The sequence below is a fragment of the Kribbella sp. CWNU-51 genome, from assembly GCF_054073265.1.
The window spans coordinates 120,279-141,629 of sequence record NZ_JBSXMZ010000059.1; the positions used below are offsets into that span (position 1 = coordinate 120,279).

Annotated in this window: 19 protein-coding genes; 9 read left to right on the plus strand and 10 right to left on the minus strand. The window is 69.2% G+C overall.

Annotated features, from left to right (window positions below):
- Positions 1-56: 56 nt before the first annotated feature.
- A complete protein-coding gene (locus tag ACXC9Q_RS40355; protein ID WP_329483997.1) occupies positions 57-680 on the minus strand; it encodes a flavin reductase family protein in 624 nt (207 codons plus the stop codon).
- Between the two features lie 88 nt (positions 681-768).
- On the opposite strand from ACXC9Q_RS40355, the gene ACXC9Q_RS40360 reads away from it, so the two are divergent.
- Together ACXC9Q_RS40360 and mgrA are read left to right on the plus strand one after the other, a co-directional pair.
- Complete coding sequence (locus ACXC9Q_RS40360; RefSeq protein WP_457062176.1) at positions 769-1,734, plus strand: phosphotransferase family protein; 966 nt, start codon at positions 769-771, stop codon at positions 1,732-1,734.
- Between the two features lie 99 nt (positions 1,735-1,833).
- Entirely contained in the window at positions 1,834-2,868 is a 1,035-nt protein-coding gene (gene mgrA, locus ACXC9Q_RS40365) for an L-glyceraldehyde 3-phosphate reductase (RefSeq protein ID WP_457062177.1), read from the plus strand.
- A gap of 3 nt (positions 2,869-2,871) precedes the next feature.
- On the opposite strand, the gene ACXC9Q_RS40370 is transcribed toward mgrA, so the two are convergent.
- From ACXC9Q_RS40370 to ACXC9Q_RS40380, 3 genes are all read right to left on the minus strand, one after another.
- Positions 2,872-3,051 (minus strand): hypothetical protein, encoded by a 180-nt coding sequence (locus ACXC9Q_RS40370; protein WP_457062179.1) that lies wholly within the window; start codon positions 3,049-3,051, stop codon positions 2,872-2,874.
- A 322-nt stretch (positions 3,052-3,373) separates the two neighbouring features.
- Complete coding sequence (locus tag ACXC9Q_RS40375) at positions 3,374-4,351, minus strand: TAXI family TRAP transporter solute-binding subunit (protein WP_457062180.1); 978 nt, start codon at positions 4,349-4,351, stop codon at positions 3,374-3,376.
- On the minus strand, positions 4,348-6,387 hold the full coding sequence (locus ACXC9Q_RS40380; protein WP_457062181.1) for a TRAP transporter permease: 2,040 nt from the start codon (positions 6,385-6,387) through the stop codon (positions 4,348-4,350). Before ACXC9Q_RS40380 ends, ACXC9Q_RS40375 begins: the two co-directional genes overlap by 4 nt.
- 118 nt (positions 6,388-6,505) lie before the next feature.
- Between ACXC9Q_RS40380 and ACXC9Q_RS40385 the strand changes: the two genes are divergently transcribed.
- Together ACXC9Q_RS40385 and ACXC9Q_RS40390 are read left to right on the plus strand one after the other, a co-directional pair.
- A complete protein-coding gene (locus ACXC9Q_RS40385; RefSeq protein ID WP_012918592.1) occupies positions 6,506-7,171 on the plus strand; it encodes a response regulator transcription factor in 666 nt (221 codons plus the stop codon).
- Positions 7,172-7,207: 36 nt separating this feature from the next.
- Positions 7,208-8,548 (plus strand): sensor histidine kinase, encoded by a 1,341-nt coding sequence (locus ACXC9Q_RS40390; RefSeq protein WP_457062182.1) that lies wholly within the window; start codon positions 7,208-7,210, stop codon positions 8,546-8,548.
- A 35-nt stretch (positions 8,549-8,583) separates the two neighbouring features.
- Here ACXC9Q_RS40390 and ACXC9Q_RS40395 read toward each other — a convergent pair whose 3' ends face one another.
- The gene (locus ACXC9Q_RS40395; protein ID WP_457062183.1) at positions 8,584-9,630 is read right to left on the minus strand and encodes a TAXI family TRAP transporter solute-binding subunit; all 1,047 of its coding nucleotides are present in this window, start codon (positions 9,628-9,630) and stop codon (positions 8,584-8,586) included.
- 304 nt (positions 9,631-9,934) lie between these two features.
- Here ACXC9Q_RS40395 and ACXC9Q_RS40400 point away from each other — a divergent pair, with 304 nt between their 5' ends.
- Positions 9,935-12,949 carry an alpha-mannosidase gene (locus ACXC9Q_RS40400; protein WP_457062184.1) on the plus strand — a complete coding sequence of 1,005 codons (3,015 nt, stop codon included), beginning with the start codon at positions 9,935-9,937 and terminating at the stop codon, positions 12,947-12,949.
- 84 nt (positions 12,950-13,033) lie between these two features.
- A complete protein-coding gene (locus ACXC9Q_RS40405) occupies positions 13,034-14,359 on the plus strand; it encodes a cytochrome P450 (protein WP_457062185.1) in 1,326 nt (441 codons plus the stop codon).
- 3 nt (positions 14,360-14,362) lie between these two features.
- Here ACXC9Q_RS40405 and ACXC9Q_RS40410 read toward each other — a convergent pair whose 3' ends face one another.
- A complete protein-coding gene (locus ACXC9Q_RS40410) occupies positions 14,363-14,866 on the minus strand; it encodes a DUF5709 domain-containing protein (protein WP_328524265.1) in 504 nt (167 codons plus the stop codon).
- Between the two features lie 57 nt (positions 14,867-14,923).
- On the opposite strand from ACXC9Q_RS40410, the gene ACXC9Q_RS40415 reads away from it, so the two are divergent.
- Both ACXC9Q_RS40415 and ACXC9Q_RS40420 read left to right on the plus strand, forming a co-directional pair.
- Entirely contained in the window at positions 14,924-16,087 is a 1,164-nt protein-coding gene (locus ACXC9Q_RS40415) for an FUSC family protein (RefSeq protein ID WP_457062187.1), read from the plus strand.
- A 61-nt stretch (positions 16,088-16,148) separates the two neighbouring features.
- Positions 16,149-16,274, plus strand: coding sequence for a hypothetical protein (locus ACXC9Q_RS40420; RefSeq protein ID WP_329483986.1), 126 nt, complete (start codon positions 16,149-16,151; stop codon positions 16,272-16,274).
- A 229-nt stretch (positions 16,275-16,503) separates the two neighbouring features.
- Here ACXC9Q_RS40420 and ACXC9Q_RS40425 read toward each other — a convergent pair whose 3' ends face one another.
- Both ACXC9Q_RS40425 and ACXC9Q_RS40430 read right to left on the minus strand, forming a co-directional pair.
- Positions 16,504-16,953 (minus strand): OsmC family protein, encoded by a 450-nt coding sequence (locus ACXC9Q_RS40425; RefSeq protein ID WP_457062189.1) that lies wholly within the window; start codon positions 16,951-16,953, stop codon positions 16,504-16,506.
- 7 nt (positions 16,954-16,960) lie between these two features.
- Positions 16,961-18,109: a phosphatidylinositol-specific phospholipase C1-like protein gene (locus ACXC9Q_RS40430; RefSeq protein WP_457062190.1), complete on the minus strand. Its 1,149-nt coding sequence runs from the start codon at positions 18,107-18,109 to the stop codon at positions 16,961-16,963.
- A gap of 92 nt (positions 18,110-18,201) precedes the next feature.
- Here ACXC9Q_RS40430 and ACXC9Q_RS40435 point away from each other — a divergent pair, with 92 nt between their 5' ends.
- On the plus strand, positions 18,202-18,819 hold the full coding sequence (locus ACXC9Q_RS40435; RefSeq protein ID WP_457062191.1) for a TetR/AcrR family transcriptional regulator: 618 nt from the start codon (positions 18,202-18,204) through the stop codon (positions 18,817-18,819).
- Between the two features lie 80 nt (positions 18,820-18,899).
- Here ACXC9Q_RS40435 and ACXC9Q_RS40440 read toward each other — a convergent pair whose 3' ends face one another.
- Complete coding sequence (locus tag ACXC9Q_RS40440; RefSeq protein ID WP_329483982.1) at positions 18,900-19,307, minus strand: DUF3592 domain-containing protein; 408 nt, start codon at positions 19,305-19,307, stop codon at positions 18,900-18,902.
- Between the two features lie 135 nt (positions 19,308-19,442).
- A complete protein-coding gene (locus ACXC9Q_RS40445; protein WP_457062192.1) occupies positions 19,443-21,326 on the minus strand; it encodes a DUF5107 domain-containing protein in 1,884 nt (627 codons plus the stop codon).
- Between the last annotated feature and the right edge of the window lie 25 nt (positions 21,327-21,351).

Here is a 21,351-nt window from a genome sequence, read left to right on the forward strand (position 1 = left end):
AGCCTGACCGAGTCATCAGACCTGTCCGTCAGGGCGGGGCAACCCCACAGCCGGGGTCAGCTGGTGGGCGGTGTGAAGTGGCCTGGCCAGTCGGAGTGGCGGATTCGGGTGATGGAGCGGACCTCGCCCAGGGTCGACCACTCGTTCTTGCCGAGGCGGGCCAGTGGGCGGAGCCGCTGGATCTCCGGGTGATCGCCGACCATGACTGACGCGTCGATGGCCAGGTGGCGGACGCGGCCGATGACGAGGGTGCAGTCGCCGAGTTCGAGCGTGGTGTGGAGCGTGCATTCGATCGCCACCGGCGACTCCGCGACCCGTGGTACGGCGACTGTCCGCGACGGCTCGGTGTGTACGCCGACCGCCTCGAACTCAGACACCTCGGGCGGGAAGTTCGTCCCCGACGCGTTCACCTGTTCGTACAAGGGTTCCGCGGCGAAGTTCACCACGAACTCGCCGGTTGCCTCGACGTTGTTGAGGCTGTCCTTCCGCCCGACCGACGTGAACTGGACCATCGGCGGCTGTACGCACGACACCGTGAAGAACGAGTGTGGCGCGAGGTTCAGCACCCCGTCGGCCGAGCGGCTCGACACCCACGCGATCGGCCGTGGGACCACCACGGAATTCAGCAGGGCGTAGAACTCCCGCCGGCCCACGACATCCGGATCCACATCGACACGCACGGTCGCAGTACATCAAATCCGGTGGACGCCACCGCACCCCGGCACAAGGATCGAACAGACGGATCGCCGCGAACCACGGAGGCACAGCTTGGACGAACACAACAAACCCCCAGCCGATGAACTCCTGAACCAGACGCCGAAGAACCTCGCCGACCAGGTGGCGGAGGTCGATCCGGAGGAGGTGGGGGATGTGGTTCTGGGGCGGGTGGGGGTGGTGGGGCGGCGGTTTGGAGTGGGGGCTGCTGAGGTGGTGGAGGTTGTGGGTGGGGTTGCCAATCGGGGGTTTGTGGTCGGGGAGGGGTTGTTCTTGCGGGTGGCGCGGCCGGGGTTCGAGGGGGATCTGCGGAAGGAGATCGCGGTGATCCCGGTGGCCCGGGCAGCGGGTGTGTTGACGCCGGCCATCGTTGAGTACGACGAGAGCCGGACGGTGATCGATGCGCCGTACGTCGTGATGGAGCGGGTTCACGGCAGCGAGCCGATCGACGTACCGACCGGGCTGGGGGAGCAACTGGCGCGGTTGCATCGGGCTCAGGGGGTCCAGGTGCCGGGCCTTCCGGAGGATGGGTGGGGTGATCCGTGGCGGACGGTCGACGACTTGACGGACCGCGGCTACTTGGATCTGGGGACGGCGAAGTGGCTGGCAGGGTGGTTCACGCGATTGGCGGGTCGGTTCGATCGGGATCGGCCGAAGGTGCTGATCCATGGAGATGTTGCCACGCACAACCTTCTCGTCACCCCGGACGGGCGGCTGACAGGCCTGATCGACTGGGGTGACGCGGCGCTGGCTCCGGCGGAGGTGGACTTCGCCAAGCTGCCGCTCGAGCACGTCGCCGTGATCCTTCCCGACTACGTTCACCACACGGAGTCCGCCGTACCGGAGGACGAACTGGCAGCGGCAACCGTTTGGTTGCACCTCGAGTGGGCGCTGGGGAAGTTGCCCGCCGACCCCTGGCCGGGGCAACGACACTGGACTGCACCACCCGCGAGTCGCGTCCTCGGAATTCTCAGGTTCTTCGCGTCCGCTCCGCCCGCACCATGGTCCGCCCTCACTTGAACGGATCAAGAAGATGGGGTTCTGGGTGTCAGCGATGGGATTTCTGTTGTAAAACAAGGGGGTTTGCACTTGTTGTGACATGGGGCAGACTGGGGTTCCGTGACTGATTATGTGGCGGCCGAGGGCCGGTATGACGACCAGATGGCTTATCGGCGGACGGGGCGGAGCGGGTTGGAGCTGCCCGCGATCTCGCTGGGGCTGTGGCACAACTTCGGCGACGACAAGCCGTTCACCACGCAGCGCGACATCCTGCGGCGGGCGTTCGACCTCGGCGTCACGCACTTCGACCTGGCCAACAACTACGGTCCGCCGTACGGCTCGGCGGAGACGAACTTCGGGGCGCACTTCGCGCGTGACTTCAAGAAGTACCGCGACGAGCTGATCCTGTCGACCAAGGCCGGCTACGACATGTGGCCAGGGCCCTACGGTCAGGGCGGCGGCTCGCGGAAGTACCTGCTCGCCTCGCTGGACCAGTCGCTCAGCCGGATGGGCGTCGAGTACGTCGACATCTTCTACTCGCACCGGTTCGACCCGGACACGCCGCTCGAGGAGACGATGGGCGCGCTCGACACCGCAGTCCGCTCTGGCAAGGCGCTGTACGCCGGAATCTCGTCGTACTCGGCGGATCGGACCCGGGAGGCGGCGCGGATCCTTGGCGAGTTGGGGACGCCGCTGCTGATCCACCAGCCGTCGTACTCGATGCTGAACCGCTGGATCGAGGAGGACCTCCTGGATGCCGTTGGTGAGCTCGGCGTCGGCGTGATCGCGTTCTCGCCGCTGGCCCAAGGTGTGCTGACCGACCGATACCTGGACGGCGTCCCGGCGGACTCCCGCGCCGCGCAGGGCAAGTCGCTGAACCCGGACTCGCTCACCGAGGACACGCTGAAGCACGTCCGCGCGCTGAACGAGATCGCCAAGGAGCGCGGCCAGTCCGTGGCTCAGCTCGCACTCGCCTGGACTCTGCGCGACGACCGCGTCACCAGCGCCCTGATCGGCGCCTCCAGCGTCGCGCAACTCGAGGACAACCTCGCCGCGGTCCGCAACCTGAAGTTCTCCGCCGACGAGCTCGAGGCCATCGACGCCGACGCCGTCGAGGCCGGCATCAACCTCTGGAAGAAGAGCTCCGACTCCTGACCCTCAGCCCCGCCCGGCCTGCTCGCGCAGGCCGGGCGCAGGCGTCAGACCGACTGGTTCTACGCGATCGCGGCCCAGCATCTGGCCGCCGCCGAAGACGTCCTCCTCCCCCACGTACGGCGCCTGCCCGACGGCGAGGACCTGGTCACCAGGTACGTCGGCAACGCGAAGGAGCTGGAGCACTCACTGCGTTTCCTGAAGGGAAGTCAGTACGGCGACAGCCGGTTCATGGACCTGCACCCCGACGAGCTCTGGCCCGAAGCGCGACTCCGCGCTCTCGCACTACCTGTACCGCACTCCGATGTCCCAGGAGGACGACCAGAAGTAGGTGACCGGGCCCGGCCCTCGGATGCCTCCGAAGGGCCGGGCCCGATCTGCCGGCACTCACTGCGCCTGGTTGTGGGGCCGGCATGGTCCCACCTCCGCTGCGCCTGGTGTGCGAAGGTGGGTCCCTTTGCGTCCTCCCCCGCTGCGCCTGGTGTGCGGGAGAGGACGGTCCGTGGGGCTACTTCAGTCCGTCGATCGCCTTCTTCGCGCCAGGGTGCAGCGGCACGGGGTCGGTCTGGTCGGCGTTCTCCAGTGTGATGCCCTTGGCCGCTACGTTCACCGCGACCAGCGCGTCCTTGTTGTCGTAGATGACCTTGGTGAGCTGCTCGGCCAGGTCGGCCTTCATGTCCTTGCGCACCAGCAGCACGTTCGGCACGACGATCGTCGCCACGTCGGCCGGCTGCTTGTACGTCGCCGCCGGGATCGGCGCCTGGACGTAGACGGTCCCGTACTTCTCCTGCATTGTCGGCAGCAGATCCACGATCGGCAAGAGCTTCACGTCCTTGCCCAGGCTGGTGGTCAGGTCGGTGATGCCGCCGGTCGGCAGGCCGCCGGACCAGACCAGCGCGTCGATCGATCCGGACTTCATCGCGTCGACCGACTCCGGCAGGCCGAGCCGCTGCGCGGTGACGTCCTTGGCCGGGTCCAGGCCGGCGGCCTCCAGCAGCCGGCGCGCGATCACCTCGGTGCCGGAGTTCGGCGAGCCGGTCGAGACGCGCTTGCCCTTCAGGTCGGCGATCGAGGTGATCCCGGCCGAGGTGCGGACGGCGACCTGCGTGTAGTTGTTGTACAGCCGGGTCAGTGCGGCCACGTCCTGCGGCGCCTTGAAGCTGTTCACGCCCTTGACCGCGTCGGCCGCGGTGTCACCGAGGGAGAACGCGATGTCGTAGTTGCCCGCCACCAGGCCCTGGACGTTCTGCACCGAGGCTCCCGTCTCGCTGGCGGTCGCCCGGTAGCCGGAGACCTTCTGCGAGATCACCGACGCCAGCGCACCGCCGAGCTGGTAGTAGACACCAGTGGTGTTGCCGGTGGCAATGGTCAGCCGGCCGCCGGCCGCCGTACCGGATCCAGTGGGTTCGCGCTGACCGCCGCAGGCGACCAGCGAGACGACAGCGGCGAGCGCCACCACGGCCGCGGGGAGGCGACGGATTCTCATGAAGCGACGGATCCTTCCGGGCGGGCGGCCTGGCGTTGCCGCCGGACCAGATTGATGACGACGGCAACAAGTAGCAAACAGATTCCGGCCGCGATGGTTACGGGCGCGAGGTAAAGCAGCAGAAGCGCGGCCGGCACGCTCACCAGGCGTTCGAGCCAGCCCGCCGCGACCACGATCCAGCCTCCGGTCACCACCGCGAGCGCGGCAACGGCCAGCATGGACACCAGCGTTGTCCACACCATGCCGGCGAACGATCCCTGACCGAGCAGGTGTGCGCCGTTCTCGGTGAGCACGAATGCGAACGGCACCAGGAACGCCGGCAGCGTGTACTTCCACGCCTGCCACATCGTCGGCATCACCTTGCCGCCGGTGATCGCGGCTGTCGCCACCGCGGCCAGCGCGGTCGGCGGCGAGACCTCGGACAGGACAGCGTAGTAGAAGATGAACATATACGCCTCGGGCTGTGTCACCCCGAGCTGTACCAGCGCCGGCGCGATGATCACCGCGGCGATGATGAACGACGCGGTCACCGGCACCGCGAGTCCGAGGATCAGTACGGCGAGCCCCGACAGCACCACGGTCAGGATCAGTACGACGGTGTGGTTGTCGGTCAGTCCACGGGCCGCGCCGACGATGATCTCGGCCAGATTCAGCCCGAGGCCGGTCTGGGTGGTGACCGCGACGATCACCCCGGCGGTCGCGCAGGTCGCCGCCACCGGCAGCACCGAGCGGGTGCCTTGGGCAAGCGCCTTGAACAGCCGCCCGGCGGTGAGCCGGTGCTCGCGATCCAGGAACGACAGCGCGAACTGGATGATCACCGCGTAGACCACGGCCTTGAACGGCGGTACGTCGACCGCCATGAAGCCGATGATCACGAACAGCGAGAGGAAGTGGTACCCGAACCGCACCAGCAACCGGAACGCCGAATCCGAGGAGGTCTCCGCCGACGTGGTCCCGTGCCGGCGGGCGTCGATCTCGATCGCGAGCAGGATGCCCAGGTAGTACAGGATCGTCGGGATGACGGCGTACCCGAGGACGGTCAGGTATGAGACCTGCAGGAACTCGGCGATGATGAACGCGGCCGCGCCGAGCGTCGGCGGCGACAGGATCGCGCCGATGCCGGAGGCGGCGAGCATTCCGCCGGCCGGTTCGGCCGGGTAGCCGGCCCGGCGCAGGATCGGCCACGACACCGTGCCGAGCGACACGGCGGTCGCCGTACCGGAACCGGAGACGCTGCCGAGCAGGAAGCCGGCCAGGGTGACCGTGCGGCCGGGCGCCGTACGGCTGCGCTTGAAGGCGGCGAAGGACAGGTCGATGAAGAACTTGCCGGCGCCGGAGTAGTCGAGCACGGCGCCGTAGATCGTGAACAGCACGATGTAGCTGGCCGCCACACTCAACGGCGTGCCGTAGAACCCGGCCGTGCCCATGGTGAACTGCGCGATGATCGCGTCGAAGTTGAAACCCTGGTGCGCGAGCGACCACGTGTAGGGCAGATAGCCGCCGTAGTACGCGTAGGCGATGAACAGCAGGCTGAACACCGGCAGCACCCAGCCAGTGGTACGGCGACACGCCTCGAGCAGCAGGATCAGCAGTACGGCGCCCGCCACCACATCCAGTCCGGTCGGCGTCTGCCGTCGTTCCAGATAGCCGTCGAAGTCGAACAGCGGGTAGATGCACACCGCGAACGCGACGGCGGCCAGGATCCAGTCCGTGATCCCGGGGTCGTCATGCGACCGCCCACGCAACGGATTCAGGCGGTGCTCTCTAAGACTGCCAGGCACCTTCCAACCGCGGTAACACAGCAGCGTGATCGGCAGGACCGCTGCGAGAAAGATCACCAAGTAAAACTGCGTGCCTTGTGGTAATGGGAAGAACACCTGCGCGAGCACGCCGACGCTGATGACCGCGCACCAGACCGCGATCGCGAGGTCGAGGGCAGGCCGAAGCCGCCGAGCAGGCCGTTCTTGCTCGTACTCGGCGAGCTCTTCCTCGGAGGGCGTGGTCAAGCCACCCCCCGTGCCGATACCGACAGTCATCGATCGGTTCCCTCCTGTGTCCGGAAGGCTAGTGTCGGCGAACACGGTGTGGAGTCACGTGATTACGTCTTTACCAAGATCTGACACACATGAGCGTCTCCTGGCCTACGATCACCGCATGAGTGGCGCGGTACGGATTCTGTTGGTCGAGGACGATCTCGATATCGCCAATGCCCTGATACCTGCGCTGCGGCGCTACGGCCTGATGGTGACGCATGTCCGGACGGCCGCGGACGCCCTCGCGGCGGACCCCGGCGACCTGGTCCTGCTGGACCTCGGGCTGCCGGACGGGGACGGTATCAACGTGTGCCGGCAGATCCGGACGGTCTCCGACGTCCCGGTGATCGCGGTGACCGCGCGGGGCGAGGCGGCGGACCGGGTCCGCGGGTTGCGCAGCGGCGCGGACGACTATGTGGTGAAACCGTTCGCGATTTCCGAGCTGCTGGCCCGCATCGATGCTGTACTTCGTCGTACCGGCCTCCTGCAGCCCCGCCCCCGGGTGACCGTCGGAGACCTGACCGTGGACATCGAGGCCCGGACGGTACAGGTGGCGGACAAGCCCATCAGTCTGACCCGCAAGGAGTTCGACGTGCTCGCTGTGCTGGCCGCTCACCACGGCCGGGTGGTCCCCCGGGAACAGGTGGCGCTGTACGCCTGGCAGTCCGTGTTCGAGGCGTCGTCGCGGACCATGGACGTGCACGTGGCCAGCCTGCGTGCCAAGCTCGGCCGGCCCGAGCTGGTGCAGACGATCCGCGGTGTCGGTTACCGCCTGGGTTCGGACTGACCGTTGCGCCGTCGTCTGCTGCAGTCCCTCGTTCCGATGGTGATCGCACTCGCCATCGTCGCCGTCGTACCGCTGGCCAACTACATCGCCACGAGTACGTCGCGCACCCTGTTCCTGTCGCGCAGCAACGACGCGGACTGGTTCGCCACGATGGCGGAGTCCCCGCTGCAGACCGGTGACATCGCGAACCTGCGGGAGCTGGCGGTCCGCTACCACGAGCTCTACAACACCCCGGTGTTCGTCGTCGACGTCGACTCGCGCGTCGTCGCCACCTCGGTGTCCGGTGTGAACGTGAAGGAGCCGGACATCGCGGCCGCGCTGCACAGCACGCTGGCCGGCCGCCTGCCGGCCGAGCCGCCGCCGCTGTGGCCGTGGCGCTCCGGCGAGATGGTGGTGGCCCGCCCGGTCGTCAACAACGGCAGCGTGCTGGGTGCCGCCGTACTGCGGGTGCCGACCGAGAAGGCCCGCGACCAGGTGCAGAGCGGCCTGCTGCTGCTCCTCGGCGGCCTGCTGATCAGCATCGGCGCGATCATCATCGGCATCGTCCGGCCGATCACCCGCTGGGTGCTGCGGCCGCTGAAGGACCTCGACAACGCGACCCACCAGATCACCCGCGGCGCGCTCGACACCCGGGTGTCGACCGACGGACGCGCCCCCGAGCTGCGCCGGCTCGGCGACAGCTTCAACTCGATGGCGCTGAGCCTGCACCAGGCCCGGCAGCGCGAGCGCGAGTTCGTCGCGGACGCGTCGCACCAGCTGCGGACGCCGCTGACCTCGGCCCGGATCCACATCGAGGGTCTGTCCCGGCTGTCGCCGACCGCGCGGTTCGCGCTCAGCGACATCGACCGGCTCGGCCGGATCGTCCAGCGGCTGTCCCGGCTGGCCGGCTCGGACCGCCCGGGGGCCGATGCCGAGGGCAACGAAGAGCCGCTGGACCTGGCCCAGGCGGTGAAGGAGCGGCTGGTCGGCTGGAAGGCCGTGTACGCCGCCGACGACCTGGAGCTGATCATCGGCGAGATGGTGCCGGGTGGGGTCGCGCCGGAGCTCGAGGTGGACGACATCCTCGACGTACTGCTCGACAACGCCTCCAAGTACGGCGCTCCGCCGGTGGAGGTCTCGGTCACCCGGGACGGCACCGAAGTGGTGATGTCGGTGCGCGACCACGGGCTCGGGCTCGGGTCGCGAGACCTGAAGAAGGTCGGCGAGCGGTTCTGGCGCAGCGCGCACCACCGGGAGATGCCGGGCACCGGTCTGGGGCTGGCGATCGTCCGCTCCGAGGCTGCCCGGGTCGGCGGCCGCGTGGTCGCCCGTCCGCCGATCGGCGGCGGCCTGGTGATCGAGGTCCGCGTCCCCCTGATCGACGACTACGAGGCCTGAGCGCGCCGCGCCGCAGGCGCGGCAATGTGTAGAGCTTAGATATGGTTGTTGCGGTACCAGCGCTCGGCGGCGGGGTGCAGCGGGATCGGCATCGTCGCGATCGCCGAGCGCGGGTCCAGCGAACCGGCCTCGGGGTGGTCGCTGTTGACCAGGTCGTTCTGCCGGCGGAACAGCGTGTTGACCGTCCACCAGGCCCACGAGTCGGACAGCCTCGGCGTGGCCACCAGGTAGTTCGGGATCGCCAGTGTCGGCACCGAACTGGCCAGCCCGTACTGCGACGGCGGGATCGACGACACCACGTAGCCACCGAACCGCGTGAGCGCGATCTCCTCGGCCACTGCGCCGATGTCGAGCAACCGGAACCCGACGGACGTCTGCAGGGCCTTGATCGGGTCGGTCGGCACGCCACCGCTCCAGATCATCGCGTCGATCCCGTTGGGGTTCTTGCCCTCGGCCTTCTCCTTCAACTGCTTGACCGACTCCTCCAGCGTCAGGTACCGCTTCGTCACCGTGATGCCGGCGGTGGCCAGGATCAGGTCCGCGACCACCCTGGTGCCGGAGGTGGACGGGCCGACGCTGACCACCATGGGTTTCTTGCGCGGCTTCTTCGGGTCCTGCTTCAAATCGTCGAGCTTCGACGCGGACGAGGCCATCGGGACGACGAAGTGGACGTAGTTGTCGTACACCCGGGCCAGCGCGGTGAACTTCAGCCGGCCGCTGTCGAACATGCCGGTGCCCTCGTAGGCGGCCAGCGCGGCGTCCGAGGTGCAGAAGCCCAGGTCCGCCTTGCCGCTGTCGATCTTCATCAGGTTGTCCACCGACCCGTTGGTGATGATCGGCTTGAGCTCCATGCCGGTGACCTCGCTGATCAGCCCGCTCAGGGCGGTGCCGAACGTCGCGTAGACACCGCCCTCGTTGCCGGTCGCGAATGTCGCCGACCCGGCCGGGGCCGGCTCGTCGGCCCGGCCGCGGGAGCATCCGGGCAGCAGCAGGGACGACGCGGCGGCGGCACCGAGACCGAGCACGCTGCGCCGGGTCATCCCAGTCGGCCTGGCAGGGGTCAGCAGGCGGGGGCGATCCATGCAGGACAACCTAGACAACAAGAGGTGCTCCGGGGTAGCCGAGCCGCGGCCTGCAACCGAACCGCTACCCGCAGATACGGCGCCGGGCCCGTGGCGACCCGACCGGGCCGGTGGTCGGGGAAGGTAGATGACCCGACCTGGACGGTGGGGTGGGGAAGGTAGGTGGCCCGACCGGGGCGGTGGGGGGTGCGGACGGTAGTTGAACTGCGTCTGGACGGGCCAGGGGTGGGTGTGACAGCGTTGTCATGCAGCGGCCGCGTGGGTCGCGCGACAAGGCACGGCCCAACCCCCGGAGGATGATTTCGTGCACGACGACCGTCAACTCATCGAGGAGCGGCTCCAGCGCGCCCTGCGGGAGCGGATCCGCCCCGCGATCTACGGCGCGGCGGTCCCGCTGGACATCGAGGTGTGGCACGCCCCCGGTGAGCCGGTGTCCCCCGCCGAGGCCCTCACCCAGACCTTCGAGCGGGCCGCGATCGGCCTGCCGTGGGGTCCGGCCTGGGGGACCGCGTGGTTCAGGTTCAGCGGGCAGGTGCCGGCCGAGTGGGCCGGCAGCGAGATCGAGGCCGTCATCGACCTCGGCTTCAGCGGCGGCCCCGGGTTCTCCGCGGAGGGCCTCGTTCACACCACGTCCGGCGTACCGCTGAAGGGTCTGCACCCGCGGCAGACCTACGCCCCGCTGTCGATCCTCGGCCCCGACGGTACGGCGGCCTCGCCCGGCGACACCATCGAGTTCTACGTCGAGGCGGCCGCCAACCCGGAGATCCCGCTCGACAACGCCTACGCGAAGACCGACATCGGCGCGAAGCTCGGCGAGACGCCGATCTACGCGCTGGCTCGGGCCGACCTGGCCGTGTTCAACGCCGAGGTGTGGGACCTGATCCTCGACCTCGAGGCGCTGGACAGCCTGCAGAAGGAGCTGTCCCTGCAGGAGCCGCGCCGCCGGGAGATCCTGCGAGCACTGAGCCGCGCGCTGGACGCCCTGGACTACGAGGACGTCGCCGCCACCGCGGCGGACGCCCGCGCACAGCTGACCGACGTACTGAGCCGGCCGGCGCACGCCAGCGCGCACCAGCTGTCCGCGGTCGGGCACGCGCACATCGACTCGGCCTGGCTCTGGCCGCTGCGGGAGACCCGGCGCAAGGTGGCCCGGACGGTCTCGAACGTCGCCACCCTGGCGCAGGAGTATCCGGAGCTGGTCTTCGCGTTCTCGCAGGCCCAGCAGCACGCCTGGGTGAAGGACAACTACCCGGCGGTGTGGGAGCGGCTGAAGAAGGCCGTTGCCGACGGCACCATTGTTCCGGTGGGCGGCATGTGGGTCGAGTCCGACACCAACCTGCCCGGCGGCGAGGCGCTGGCCCGGCAGTTCGTGCACGGCAAGCGGTTCTTCCTGGACGAGTACGGGATCGACACCCAGGAGGTCTGGCTGCCGGACTCGTTCGGCTACACCGCGGCGCTGCCGCAGCTGGTGAAGCTGTCCGGGTCGAAGTGGTTCCTGACCCAGAAGATCTCCTGGAACAAGGAGAACAAGTTCCCGCACCACACCTTCTGGTGGGAGGGCCTGGACGGGACCCGGGTGTTCACCCACTTCCCGCCGATCGACACCTACAACTCCGACCTGTCCGGCCGCGAGCTCGCACACGCGCAGCGCAACTTCGCCGAGAACGGCGCGGCGACCCGGTCGCTGGTCCCGTTCGGGTACGGCGACGGCGGTGGCGGCCCGACCCGCGAGTTCGTCGCCACGGCTCGCCGGGTGGCGAACCTGGAGTCCTCGCCGCGGGTGACGATCGAGTCCCCGACCGAGTTCTTCGCGGCCGCACAAGACGAATACAGCACCCACGCGCCGGTCTGGTCGGGTGAGCTCTACCTGGAGATCCACCGGGCGACGTACACCTCGCAGGCCAAGACCAAGCAGGGCAACCGGCGCAGCGAGCACCTGCTCCGCGAGGCCGAGCTGTGGTCCGCGGCGGCCGTGGTGGCGGGCAAGCTGGACGCGTACCCGTACGAGGACCTGGACCGGATCTGGAAGGCCGTGCTGCTGAACCAGTTCCACGACATCCTCCCGGGCTCGTCGATCTCCTGGGTGCACCGCGAGGCCGAGGCGACGTATGCGAAGCTGGCCGCCGAGTTGGAGGCGATCATCGCGACCGCCCAGCAGGCGCTGGCCGGCTCCGGCGACGCGCAGATCGTCTTCAACGCGGCACCGCACTCCCGCAGTGGCGTCGCCGGTCTGGGCGCGGGCATCGCCGTCGGCGAGGGCCAGGCGGTGTCGGTCGAGAACGGGGTCCTGGACAACGGGGTCATCCGGGTCACCATCGACGAGCGGGGTCTGATCACCTCGCTGTACGACGTCGAGACCCAGCGCGAGGTGATCGCGCCAGGTGCCGCGGGCAACCTTCTGCAGCTGCATGTGGACACCCCGAACCACTGGGACGCCTGGGACGTCGACTCGTTCTACAAGAACAACGTCCGCGACGTGACCGAGGTCGACAGCGTCGACTTCAGCACCGTCGAGGGTGTCGCGACCGTGGTGGTGACACGGTCGTTCGGCCGGTCCAGCGTGACGCAGACGCTGCGGCTCCGGCCGGGCGCGAAGCGGGTCGACATCGAGACCACGGTCGACTGGCACGAGGCCGAGAAGTTCCTCAAGGCGGCGTACCCGGTCGACGTGCACGCCGACCGGTCGGCGTCGGAGACCCAGTTCGGGCACATCTTCCGGCCGACCCACCAGAACACCTCGTGGGACGCGGCGAAGTTCGAGATCGCGGCGCACCGCTGGGTGCACGTCGGCGAGCCCGGGTATGGCGTTGCCGTGGTCAACGACTCGACGTACGGCCACGACATCAACCGGACCGCCCGCGAGGACGGTGGGACCACGACCACGATCCGGACCTCGCTGATCCGGGCGCCCCGGTTCCCCGACCCGAAGACCGACCAGGGCGTGCACACCGTGAACCACGCGCTGGTGGCAGGCGCCGGGATCCCCGAGGCGATCGAGGAGGGCTACCGGATCAACCTGCCCGAGCGGGTCGTCACCGGGGCCGGCGGGGTCGAGCCACTCGTTGCCGTTGACAACGACAACGTGATCGTCGAGGCGATCAAGCTGGCCGACGACCGGTCCGGCGACGTCGTGGTCCGCCTGTACGAGTCCTCCGGCGGCCGCTCGCGCGCCACCGTCACGCCGTCCTTCGGCGCGGCGTCGGTGACCGAGGTCGACCTGCTCGAGCGCCACCTGGCGGACCGGGACCTGCGGGACAACGGAGTCTCCTTCGAGCTCCGCCCGTTCCAGATCCTGACGCTGCGCTTCACCCGCTCCTGACCCACCCCGCGAAGGGCCGCCCTCCGGGGCGGCCCTTCCGCAGTTCGACGCCCGGTGTTCACCGACCTGACGTAGCGTGAAGTCATGGCTCCGACACCTTTGCTCGGTTCCCGGACGCTCGACCGGCAGACGGCGCGCACGCTGCCGCCAGGTCCGCGCTGGCCCACGCTGGCCCAGACCGTCCTGTTCGCGAGTCATCGCCGGACGTTCTTCCCCCGCATGCGGGCCAAGTACGGCGACGTGTTCACGATCCGTCTGGTCCCGTCCAGCCGCGTGTGCGTCGTACTGAGCCGGCCGGACCACATCCGAGAGGTGTTCGGCAGCCCGCCGTCGGTGATGCATGCGGGCGAGGGCAACACGGTCCTCGAACCGATCATGGGCTCGCACTCGCTCCTGCTCCTGGACGACGAGGACCACGTCCGGATGCGCCGGCAACTGATGCCGGCCTTCTCCGGCCAGGCACTGCGCGGGTACGCCGCGATGGTGCACGAGCTGGCTCGCGCCGACGTCGCCAAGTGGCCGGTCGGCACGCCGTTCAAGGTGCACGAGCGGATGCGGAACCTGACCCTGGAGATCATCCTCCAGGTCATCTTCGGCGTGACGGACACCGACCGGCTGAACACCCTCCGGCCGCTGCTGGACAAGATCGTCTCGGTGTCGCCGGTGATCATGCTCGGCGGGTTCTACCCGGCGCTGCTCCGGATCCGGCCGTGGCGGACCTACCTGACCACCCAGCAGCAGGTCGACGAGATCCTGTCCGACGAGATCGCCAGGCGCCGCGGGCACTTGGCCGGACGCAACGACGTACTGTCCCGGCTGCTTGCCGCCGGCAACTGGACCGACGAGGAGCTGCGGGACCAGCTGGTCACGCTGCTGCTGGCCGGGCACGAGACGACCGCGACCGCGCTGGCCTGGACGTTCCACGAGCTGGCCCGCCGCCCGGAGGAGCTGGCCTTCGGTCAGCGGGCCGCGGACGCCGATGCCGACGAGGAGCTGGAGGCGATCGTCAAGGAGGCGATGCGGCTGCACCCGGTCGTGTACCAGGTCGGCCGCCGGCTGACCGCGACCGCGGACGTCGCCGGCTACCGGCTGCCGCGCGGTACGACGATCATGGCCGCGATCGGACTCGTGCACCGCGACGGGGAACACTTCCCGCTGCCGATGGACTTCCGGCCGCAGCGCTTCCTGTCCGACGATCCGCCGGCGCCGGGGACGTGGATGCCGTTCGGCGGCGGAGCCCGGCGGTGCATCGGGGCCGGCTTCTCCCTGATGGAAGGCACCGAGATCCTTCGCGCCGCGCTCGCCACCTACGACTTCCAGGCTCCCGACCCGAAGCCCGAGCCGGCTCAGGCCAAGAACGTCACTCTGGTCCCGCGCCGCGGGTCCGTCGTGCGGGTCACGCCCAGGTAGGACTCAGTCCTCGGGGTCGCCGACGTCGCCCAGGTCGACGTTCTCGTAGGACTCGAGGTCCTCCTCGTCGTCGTCCTCGAGCTCGAAGGAGTCCTCGTCGTCGACGACGTGGACGGCCGCCTCCTCGGCCGAGGCCGCGGCGCCGTCGAAGCCGACGTCCTCGGCGACCAGTTCGTCGTCGGCGTCGTCGTGCGCGCCCTCGTCCGGGGCGACCAGGCGGCCGGAGCGCTGCACCCCGACCTCGGGACCGCCGACGTCCTCACCGTCCTCGGCGTACGGGTCGACGTCCGGCTCCTCCTGGGCGATCCGCTGGTCCAGCGTCTCCCCCTCCAGCGCCTCGTCGGCCGTCGTACCGAATCCTTCGCCCGCGGACCACTTCTCCGGCGGCGAGTAGCCCTCGTCGAGCAGATCGTCCACACCCCGGTCGTTCAGGGTGTCCTCTGCCTGCAGCTGGTCCTCGTCGTCGACGCTGTAGCTGCCGTAGTCCTCACGGTTGTTCTCGGTCATGCAGCAACCTTGACCTCCGGGCGCGGCCGAAGCAAGCCGGAGGGCTCGTGCCGCAGAATGGGGCAGGTGGATCCGGTCAGGTTGACATTGGACCAGTTGCGGGAACTGCGCGACGACATCGCGCCGTCCGCCGCCCGCCGTTCGCGCGACTCGATCCGCCGCCGGGTGGACCGCCTGCGGAGCCGGTCCTTCTTCATCGGCCAGTGCGCCCTCGCCGCCGGCGTGGCGTGGGCCATCGCCCGGTACGTCGTCGGCCACCCGCAACCGTTCTTCGCGCCGGTCGCGGCGATGGTCTGCCTCGGGTTCAGCTTCGGTCAGCGACTGAGCCGGGTCGCCGAGTTGATGGTCGGGGTGGCGGTCGGAGTCGGGGTCGGGGACGGGTTCGTCCGCATCTTCGGCACCGGGGTCCCCCAGATCGTGTTCGTGGTCGCGCTGGCCATGAGCGTCGCCCTCCTGCTGGGCGCGGGCACGCTGATGAGCACCCAGGCCGGCGTTCAGGCCGCGCTCGTCGCCACCCTGCTGCCGAACCCGAGCGCCGGCTTCAGCCGCTGGATCGACGCGGTCGTCGGCGGGCTGGTCGCACTGGCCGCCGCCACGATCGCCCCGGCCGCGCCGATCAGCCGCCCGCGGCAGCAGGCCTCCGGGGTGCTGAACGAGCTGTCCGAGATCTTGGTCGAGACCGCCGACGGACTCCGGTCCCGCAACGAGGAGGCGGTCAGCGACGCGCTGCGCCGGGCCCGCGCCAGTGAGTCACTGCTGGACGACCTGCGCAGCGCGGCCGCCGAGGGCGTCGCGGTGGTCCGGCTGTCGCCATTCCGTCGGCGGCACCGTGGCCGGGTCCAGGAGATCGCCGAACTCCTCGAGCCGCTGGATCGCGCGAGGGGGAACATCCGGGTCCTGGTACGACGCTGCGCGGTGTCCATCTGGCGCGACGAGCCGATGCCGGCCGAGTACCCGGCGCTGCTCGAGCGCCTCGCCGACGGCATTCGGCTGATCGGCGAGTCGCTGTTCGAACCGCACGCCGACGTCGCCGCGCACCGCGTGCTCGGCGAGCTCGGCCGCCGTACGGCGGAGATGCCGCTGCCGACCGGACTGTCCGCGGTCGTGGTGCTCGCCCAGATCCGGTCTACCGTGGTCGACCTGCTCGAGCTGACCGGGACGACGTACGACGAAGCCCGCAAACTCGTCCCCCTCCGCCTCGACGGGCTGGATGAGAAGTAGCTCACACCAAAAGATCTGCCGGATTCCCGTCATAGCCGGGGCCGGGGCGCGTCTCACAGGCATGACGATCCACCGACTGATGACCACGATGGCCACCGAGCAGGGCCGCCTGCACGGTGACGAGCAGGTCGTCGAGACGACCACTCGGACCACGGACGACCGGAGCGACGCCGCCGCCGAGCAGTAACTGGCGCGAACCGGACGAACGGATCCCGGCAGCGCACCCGGACGGTCTTGCCCACCGAGCTAGACCGCACGGATGTCGCACACCAACGCAGAGGCGCCCCGTGCGAGGCGCCGCCGGATCCGTCCGGTGCACCACCACAGGGGTGCACCCAACCACCCGCCGGCTGTCCTGACGCCGCTTGCGCGAGGCTCAGGCCGGACCGGCGGGTGGTTTCTGTTTGCAGAGAAGGTTAGTTGCCGTAGGCCACGGTGATCTCGGTGGTGACCGAGTTGGCGATGAAGCACTCCTGGTGGGCCAGGTGGTGCATCCGCTCCAGCACCTCCGCGTCCGGCTCCGGACTGCCCCAGACGATCTTCGGGTTCAGCGTCACCTGGGTGATCGCCAACCGGCCGGCGTCGTTCTTCGCCATCACGCCGACCGCGTGGTCGTCGTACGCGTCGACGACCAGGCGCTTGCGCGCCGCGATCGCGAGGAAGGTGAGCATGTGGCAGGACGACAGGGACGCCACGAACGCCTCCTCGGGATCGACCGGGCCCGGGTTGCCGAGGTACTTCGGGTTGGCCGAGCCGGGCACGGTGATCCCGCCGTCGAAGCGCCACTCGTGGTCGCGGTTGTAGACGTCGTAGGTGAACTCGTGCTCACCGCGGCTCCAACTGACGTCGACCACGTGCTCCGACATGCTCAGCTCATCCTTCCGATAGGGCCGCCTTGGCGGTTGCCGTGACGGGATTGCATCGTACGGGAGTGTGCCCGGGCAGCTTGGCGACGAAGTCGCTGTCGTAGCGGGCGGCCATCCCGGCGACCGGGAAGTCTGTGGTCACCCACTGCGCACCGCTGGCCAGCCCGATCCCGAGCCGGGTGTCGTCCTTGTCGCGGATCGTCGCCATCGGCTCGTCCGACCGGGTCCGGACCAGGTAGCCCTTCGTCACCAGCCGCTGGATCTCGGCCTGGTTCGCGCCACGCGGGTCGTTCACCTCGGTGACCGCGGCGTCCGGCGCGCCTTCCGGACCGCGGGTGAAGACCGCCCGGCCCTCCAGGTTCGGCTTGCCGGCGGTGTAGAGGTCGCGGATCTCACCGGGACCGCCGTTGTCGAAGTAGAACATCACCTGGCCGCGGACGCTGCTCAGCTTCGGCCAGCCCTTGGTCAGCACCGACTGCTCGAGCGTCAGGCCCGGCTTGCGTACGTCGTCCGGCGAGAGCAGCTCGTCCGCGGAGAACACCGAGCGGATCTCGGTGTCGACGCTGTCCAGGTTCGCCGCACCCCACGGCGGCGCCTCGACGCCACCGGCCGCGACCACGTTCGGGTCGGACTGCTTGAGTTCGAGGTTGATCGCGATCGGCACGTGGTTCGGGTGCTGGTCGGACCAGGTCTTCACCTGCTGCAGGCAGAGCACGAACGTGTCGCAGTTGGTGTTGTAGTCGAAGTCCGGGATGTGCATGACCTTGATCCCTGGCTGCGCCATCGCCGGGTCGGTCAGCGGACCTTGGCCGGTCAGCTTCCGGATCAGCGGGTAGGTGTAGAGCCCGCCCTGCGGGTCGGGGAACAGGTGGAGCTCGAGCGACCGGACGTTCTGATCCTCCAGTTGCTGGCTGATCGGGGCGTGCGAGTACCAGAGGTCGACCGAGCCCGGGTTCTGTTGCTGCTGGACCTTCTGCTCGTTCGGGCTGAGCTCACGGTGGTAGGAGTTGTGCGAGCCCACCACCTGCATCTGGTTGAGACGCAGGCTGCTCCCGGCGGCGTGCGGTTCGTTCCGGGTGATCGCCGTACCCGCGACTCCGGACGCCGCGACCGCGGCGGACGCGAGGCCGGCGACCAGTGTTCTGCTCAAGCGCATGTCGTTCCCCTCCTGTGGATGACACCGATTGACGGCAATCTGTCACAGGAAGGTGGCAACATTGTCCCCCCGAAGCATGGACAATGAGCAACATGGTGACATCGGGGGCATATCCCTTGCGCCGGACGCCGACCCAGGACCGGGCCAGCCGGCAGGTCGAGCGCATCCTGGACGCGGCCTGCGCCGAGGTGGTCGAGCGCGGGTACGACGCCGCGTCAACGAGCGGGATCGCGAAGCGGGCCGAGATCGCGGTCGGCAGCGTGTACCGGTACTTCCCGGACAAGCGGAGCCTGATCCAGGCCATCGAGCGGCGCAACCAGGCCCGCTACACCGAGGCGGTCCGCGACCGGCTGGCGTCGGTGACCAGCTGGCGTGCGGCGGTCGACGTCACCCTCGACACCTTCCGCGAGATGCACCGCACCGACCCGGGCTTCCGCGCCGTCGTCCTCAGCGGCCTCGGCGACCCCGACCTGGAAACCAAGCCCGGCGAGTTCGACGACCAGCACGCGGGCGAGTTCGCCGAACTCCTCACCGTCCGCTTCGGTGCCCGCAACACCCTCGAGTTCCGCCTGGCGGTCACCCTCAGCATCACCATGGGCGAGTCCCTTGCCCACCTGGCCGACCGGCTGCCCCTGGACGAGGCGGAGTACGTCCTGTCCCAAGGCCGTCCGGTCCTCTACAACCTGCTGTCACCGCACCTGCCTTCGTGACGGCAGGTGCGGCGGAGAACTGAAAGGCCCCCGCCACTCGGGCGAGGGATAGAGGATCAATGCCGACCGCGGTCTGTTCTCTAGGGCTGTGGGACCGGGTCCGCGCTGCGGGGGCCGAGGGTGGGCCAGTGGCTGACTCGGCCGGCGATGCGGGCCCGGCGGGGCGTGCGGACGTCGTAGCTGACGATGACGCGGTCGCCCTTGGTGTACGTAATGCGGCTCCCCGCGGGAAGTTTGCGAGTGACCTCGAACGGTCCCTCGCCCCGGCGGGTGTAGTACTCGACGGTGACCTCGGTGTATTCAGCCGGGGCCCCGCTGTCCAGCTGGCCGCGGACCGGGCCACGAACCCGGATCACCCGTCCAGCCGTCTTCTCCTCCGTGCCCGACGGAGTCTCGTTCCGCCGGAGACCGGCGATCACGTCCGCCGCGATGCATGCCGTGACCAGCAGCACCAGGCCGAACCCACCGAGCACAACGATCGTCAACATGGCACTCACCCCCGACGCGCCGCCCGCGAGCGACGCGGTCGTCGTAGTCGAACTGCCTGCGCGGCCCTTGCCGCACACTCGTGAGACGCCGCCCGGACCCCATCGGTTCCAGGTCAGGACAAAGAATTCGCCACGTCAGTTTCCGCCCATGCCGAACTGGTATTGCGGGGGCACCGGCCGGTTGGTTCCCAGCGCCTCCTCGGCCGCCCGCCAGTAGTCCGTGAGCGGGTTGGCACCCTCGCGAACGGTGGCCAGCTGGATACCTTCGGCCAGCAAGTCGTGGGCACTCTGCGGGTCGCCGGTCTGGACTGCGTGCCGGACGCGCAGCAGCCGGATCCGCGGGTCGTCGGGAGCACTCTCGAGCATGCGCTCAGCCCGCGCGACGTCCATGTCCAGCGCCGCGGCCACAGCCTCCGCGACCAGCGGCACCAGGTCGGGCCGCAACTCAACCGCCCGCTCGTAGTACGACAGGTCGCCGGTCACCAACCCCAGATTGCGCAGCGCCCACGGGTTGTCCCCGGACTGCAGCCACGCCGCGACCGCGCCGTCCACATCACCGTGATAGTGCCGCGCAACACCCCGGTGATACCAGACCAGCCAGTTGTCCTCGGCCTTCTCCAACAGCTCCCGCCACCCAACCAACGTCCCATCCGGTACGCCGTCAACCGCCGCCAATCGCCCGTCCAGCAACGGCAACCACGCCCGCTCCCGCGATGTCATCGTGTCCTCGGCGAACGGCGTACCCTCCGACACCGACCACCCCGTGCGAGCCAGCTCCAGCGCACCCCACCCCGACCCGACCGCGAGCCGCTCGACCGGCGCAGCATCCACGACCGCCAGCCACTCCCGCTCCCGCACCGGCAGCTCGTCGAGCACCGGACGCAGCGCCTCAGTCCCCGCACCACGCGCCGTCCGCCAGTCGTCCGAGTGCGCAGCCACCGGATCAACCGACATCCGCCCGTAAGCTTCCATCCAGTGCCAAGAAGTTGCCGCAGGCAACTTCAGGTGCTCCATCTGGGTCCGCGCCAAGCCTGCCTGGATCTCGGCGTACCCCGAACCCGTCAGCCCCGGCGCCAACCACTCCTGCCACCGCCGTCCACCGGCGCCTTCACCCCACACGAACAACTTCCGCCCCCGCAACCGCTCCGTCGACACCTGCGCCAGCCCATGGCCGGACGCGTCGACAGATGCGATCCACGGCCGCTCGCCCGCCAGCGGCTCGAAGAAGAAGTCGACCGCCCGCCCGTGCCGCATCGGATACGTCAGATCTGCATCCTCATAACGAGGTACGTCGATCAGGTCGAGCCGGCGGCTGTACCCGTATCGCCACGCCTGATCCGCCGGCACCAGCACCCGCGTCTCCGGAGACTGCTCGACCGCGATGTTCGACCACCAGTACGCCGGGACCTCGCTGTCGGACAGGTTCTGCAGCCGGACCCCGACGTACAGGAACTCCGATGTCTCCGGTAGCCAGAAGTCGAGCTGCGTGACGAGGTTCCGGGTCCGTTCCAGCTCCCAGAGGCGCAACACCGGCGTACCGTCCGGGCCCTCGACCTGGGCGGCGTGCATCGGGGCGCAGGTGCCGGTCCAGTGGCCGGTGCTGCCGACGTTCCACTCGACGCCGCCGGCGAACCACGCGTTGCGCAGCGCAAGGTTCGCGGGCTGGAAGACGGGGTTGCGGTAGAGCAACTCCTGCCCGCTGGCCTTGTGGACGAGCGAGTAGAGCCGGCCGCCGAGGCTCGGCAGGAGGGTCGCGCGGAGGTGATCGTTCTCCAGCACCAGGGCCGGGAACGTGGTGTCGACCAGCGAGCGGTCGTATCCGTCCTGGTTCGGGCACGGCAGCGTGCTGTGCAGGCGCCCGTACTGGATGTTCTCGCGCAGCTCGTCCGGCAGTCCGGCGAGGTTCTCGACCTGGTGGAGTTCCTGCTGGGTGCGCAGCGGGGCGAGCGGGTTCTCCGGTCCGAGGGAGGCAGCGGGCAGGACAAGCTCAGTTGCGGAAAGGATCGTCACATCCCTCATCCTTTCAATTGCGCTATACATGGAC

Excerpts from the sequence above, each read along its gene's own strand:
- ACXC9Q_RS40395 (WP_457062183.1), bottom strand. The coding sequence starts at position 9,630 with ATGGATCGCCCCCGCCTGCTGACCCCTGCCAGGCCGACTGGGATGACC.
- ACXC9Q_RS40430 (WP_457062190.1), bottom strand. The coding sequence starts at position 18,109 with ATGCGCTTGAGCAGAACACTGGTCGCCGGCCTCGCGTCCGCCGCGGTC.
- ACXC9Q_RS40415 (WP_457062187.1), top strand. The coding sequence starts at position 14,924 with ATGGGGCAGGTGGATCCGGTCAGGTTGACATTGGACCAGTTGCGGGAA.
- ACXC9Q_RS40440 (WP_329483982.1), bottom strand. The coding sequence starts at position 19,307 with ATGTTGACGATCGTTGTGCTCGGTGGGTTCGGCCTGGTGCTGCTGGTC.
- ACXC9Q_RS40445 (WP_457062192.1), bottom strand. The coding sequence starts at position 21,326 with ATGAGGGATGTGACGATCCTTTCCGCAACTGAGCTTGTCCTGCCCGCT.
- ACXC9Q_RS40410 (WP_328524265.1), bottom strand. The coding sequence starts at position 14,866 with ATGACCGAGAACAACCGTGAGGACTACGGCAGCTACAGCGTCGACGAC.
- ACXC9Q_RS40435 (WP_457062191.1), top strand. The coding sequence starts at position 18,202 with ATGGTGACATCGGGGGCATATCCCTTGCGCCGGACGCCGACCCAGGAC.
- ACXC9Q_RS40380 (WP_457062181.1), bottom strand. The coding sequence starts at position 6,387 with ATGACTGTCGGTATCGGCACGGGGGGTGGCTTGACCACGCCCTCCGAG.
- ACXC9Q_RS40420 (WP_329483986.1), top strand. The coding sequence starts at position 16,149 with ATGACGATCCACCGACTGATGACCACGATGGCCACCGAGCAGGGCCGC.
- ACXC9Q_RS40385 (WP_012918592.1), top strand. The coding sequence starts at position 6,506 with ATGAGTGGCGCGGTACGGATTCTGTTGGTCGAGGACGATCTCGATATC.
- ACXC9Q_RS40405 (WP_457062185.1), top strand. The coding sequence starts at position 13,034 with ATGGCTCCGACACCTTTGCTCGGTTCCCGGACGCTCGACCGGCAGACG.
- ACXC9Q_RS40375 (WP_457062180.1), bottom strand. The coding sequence starts at position 4,351 with ATGAGAATCCGTCGCCTCCCCGCGGCCGTGGTGGCGCTCGCCGCTGTC.
- ACXC9Q_RS40390 (WP_457062182.1), top strand. The coding sequence starts at position 7,208 with ATGGTGATCGCACTCGCCATCGTCGCCGTCGTACCGCTGGCCAACTAC.
- ACXC9Q_RS40425 (WP_457062189.1), bottom strand. The coding sequence starts at position 16,953 with ATGTCGGAGCACGTGGTCGACGTCAGTTGGAGCCGCGGTGAGCACGAG.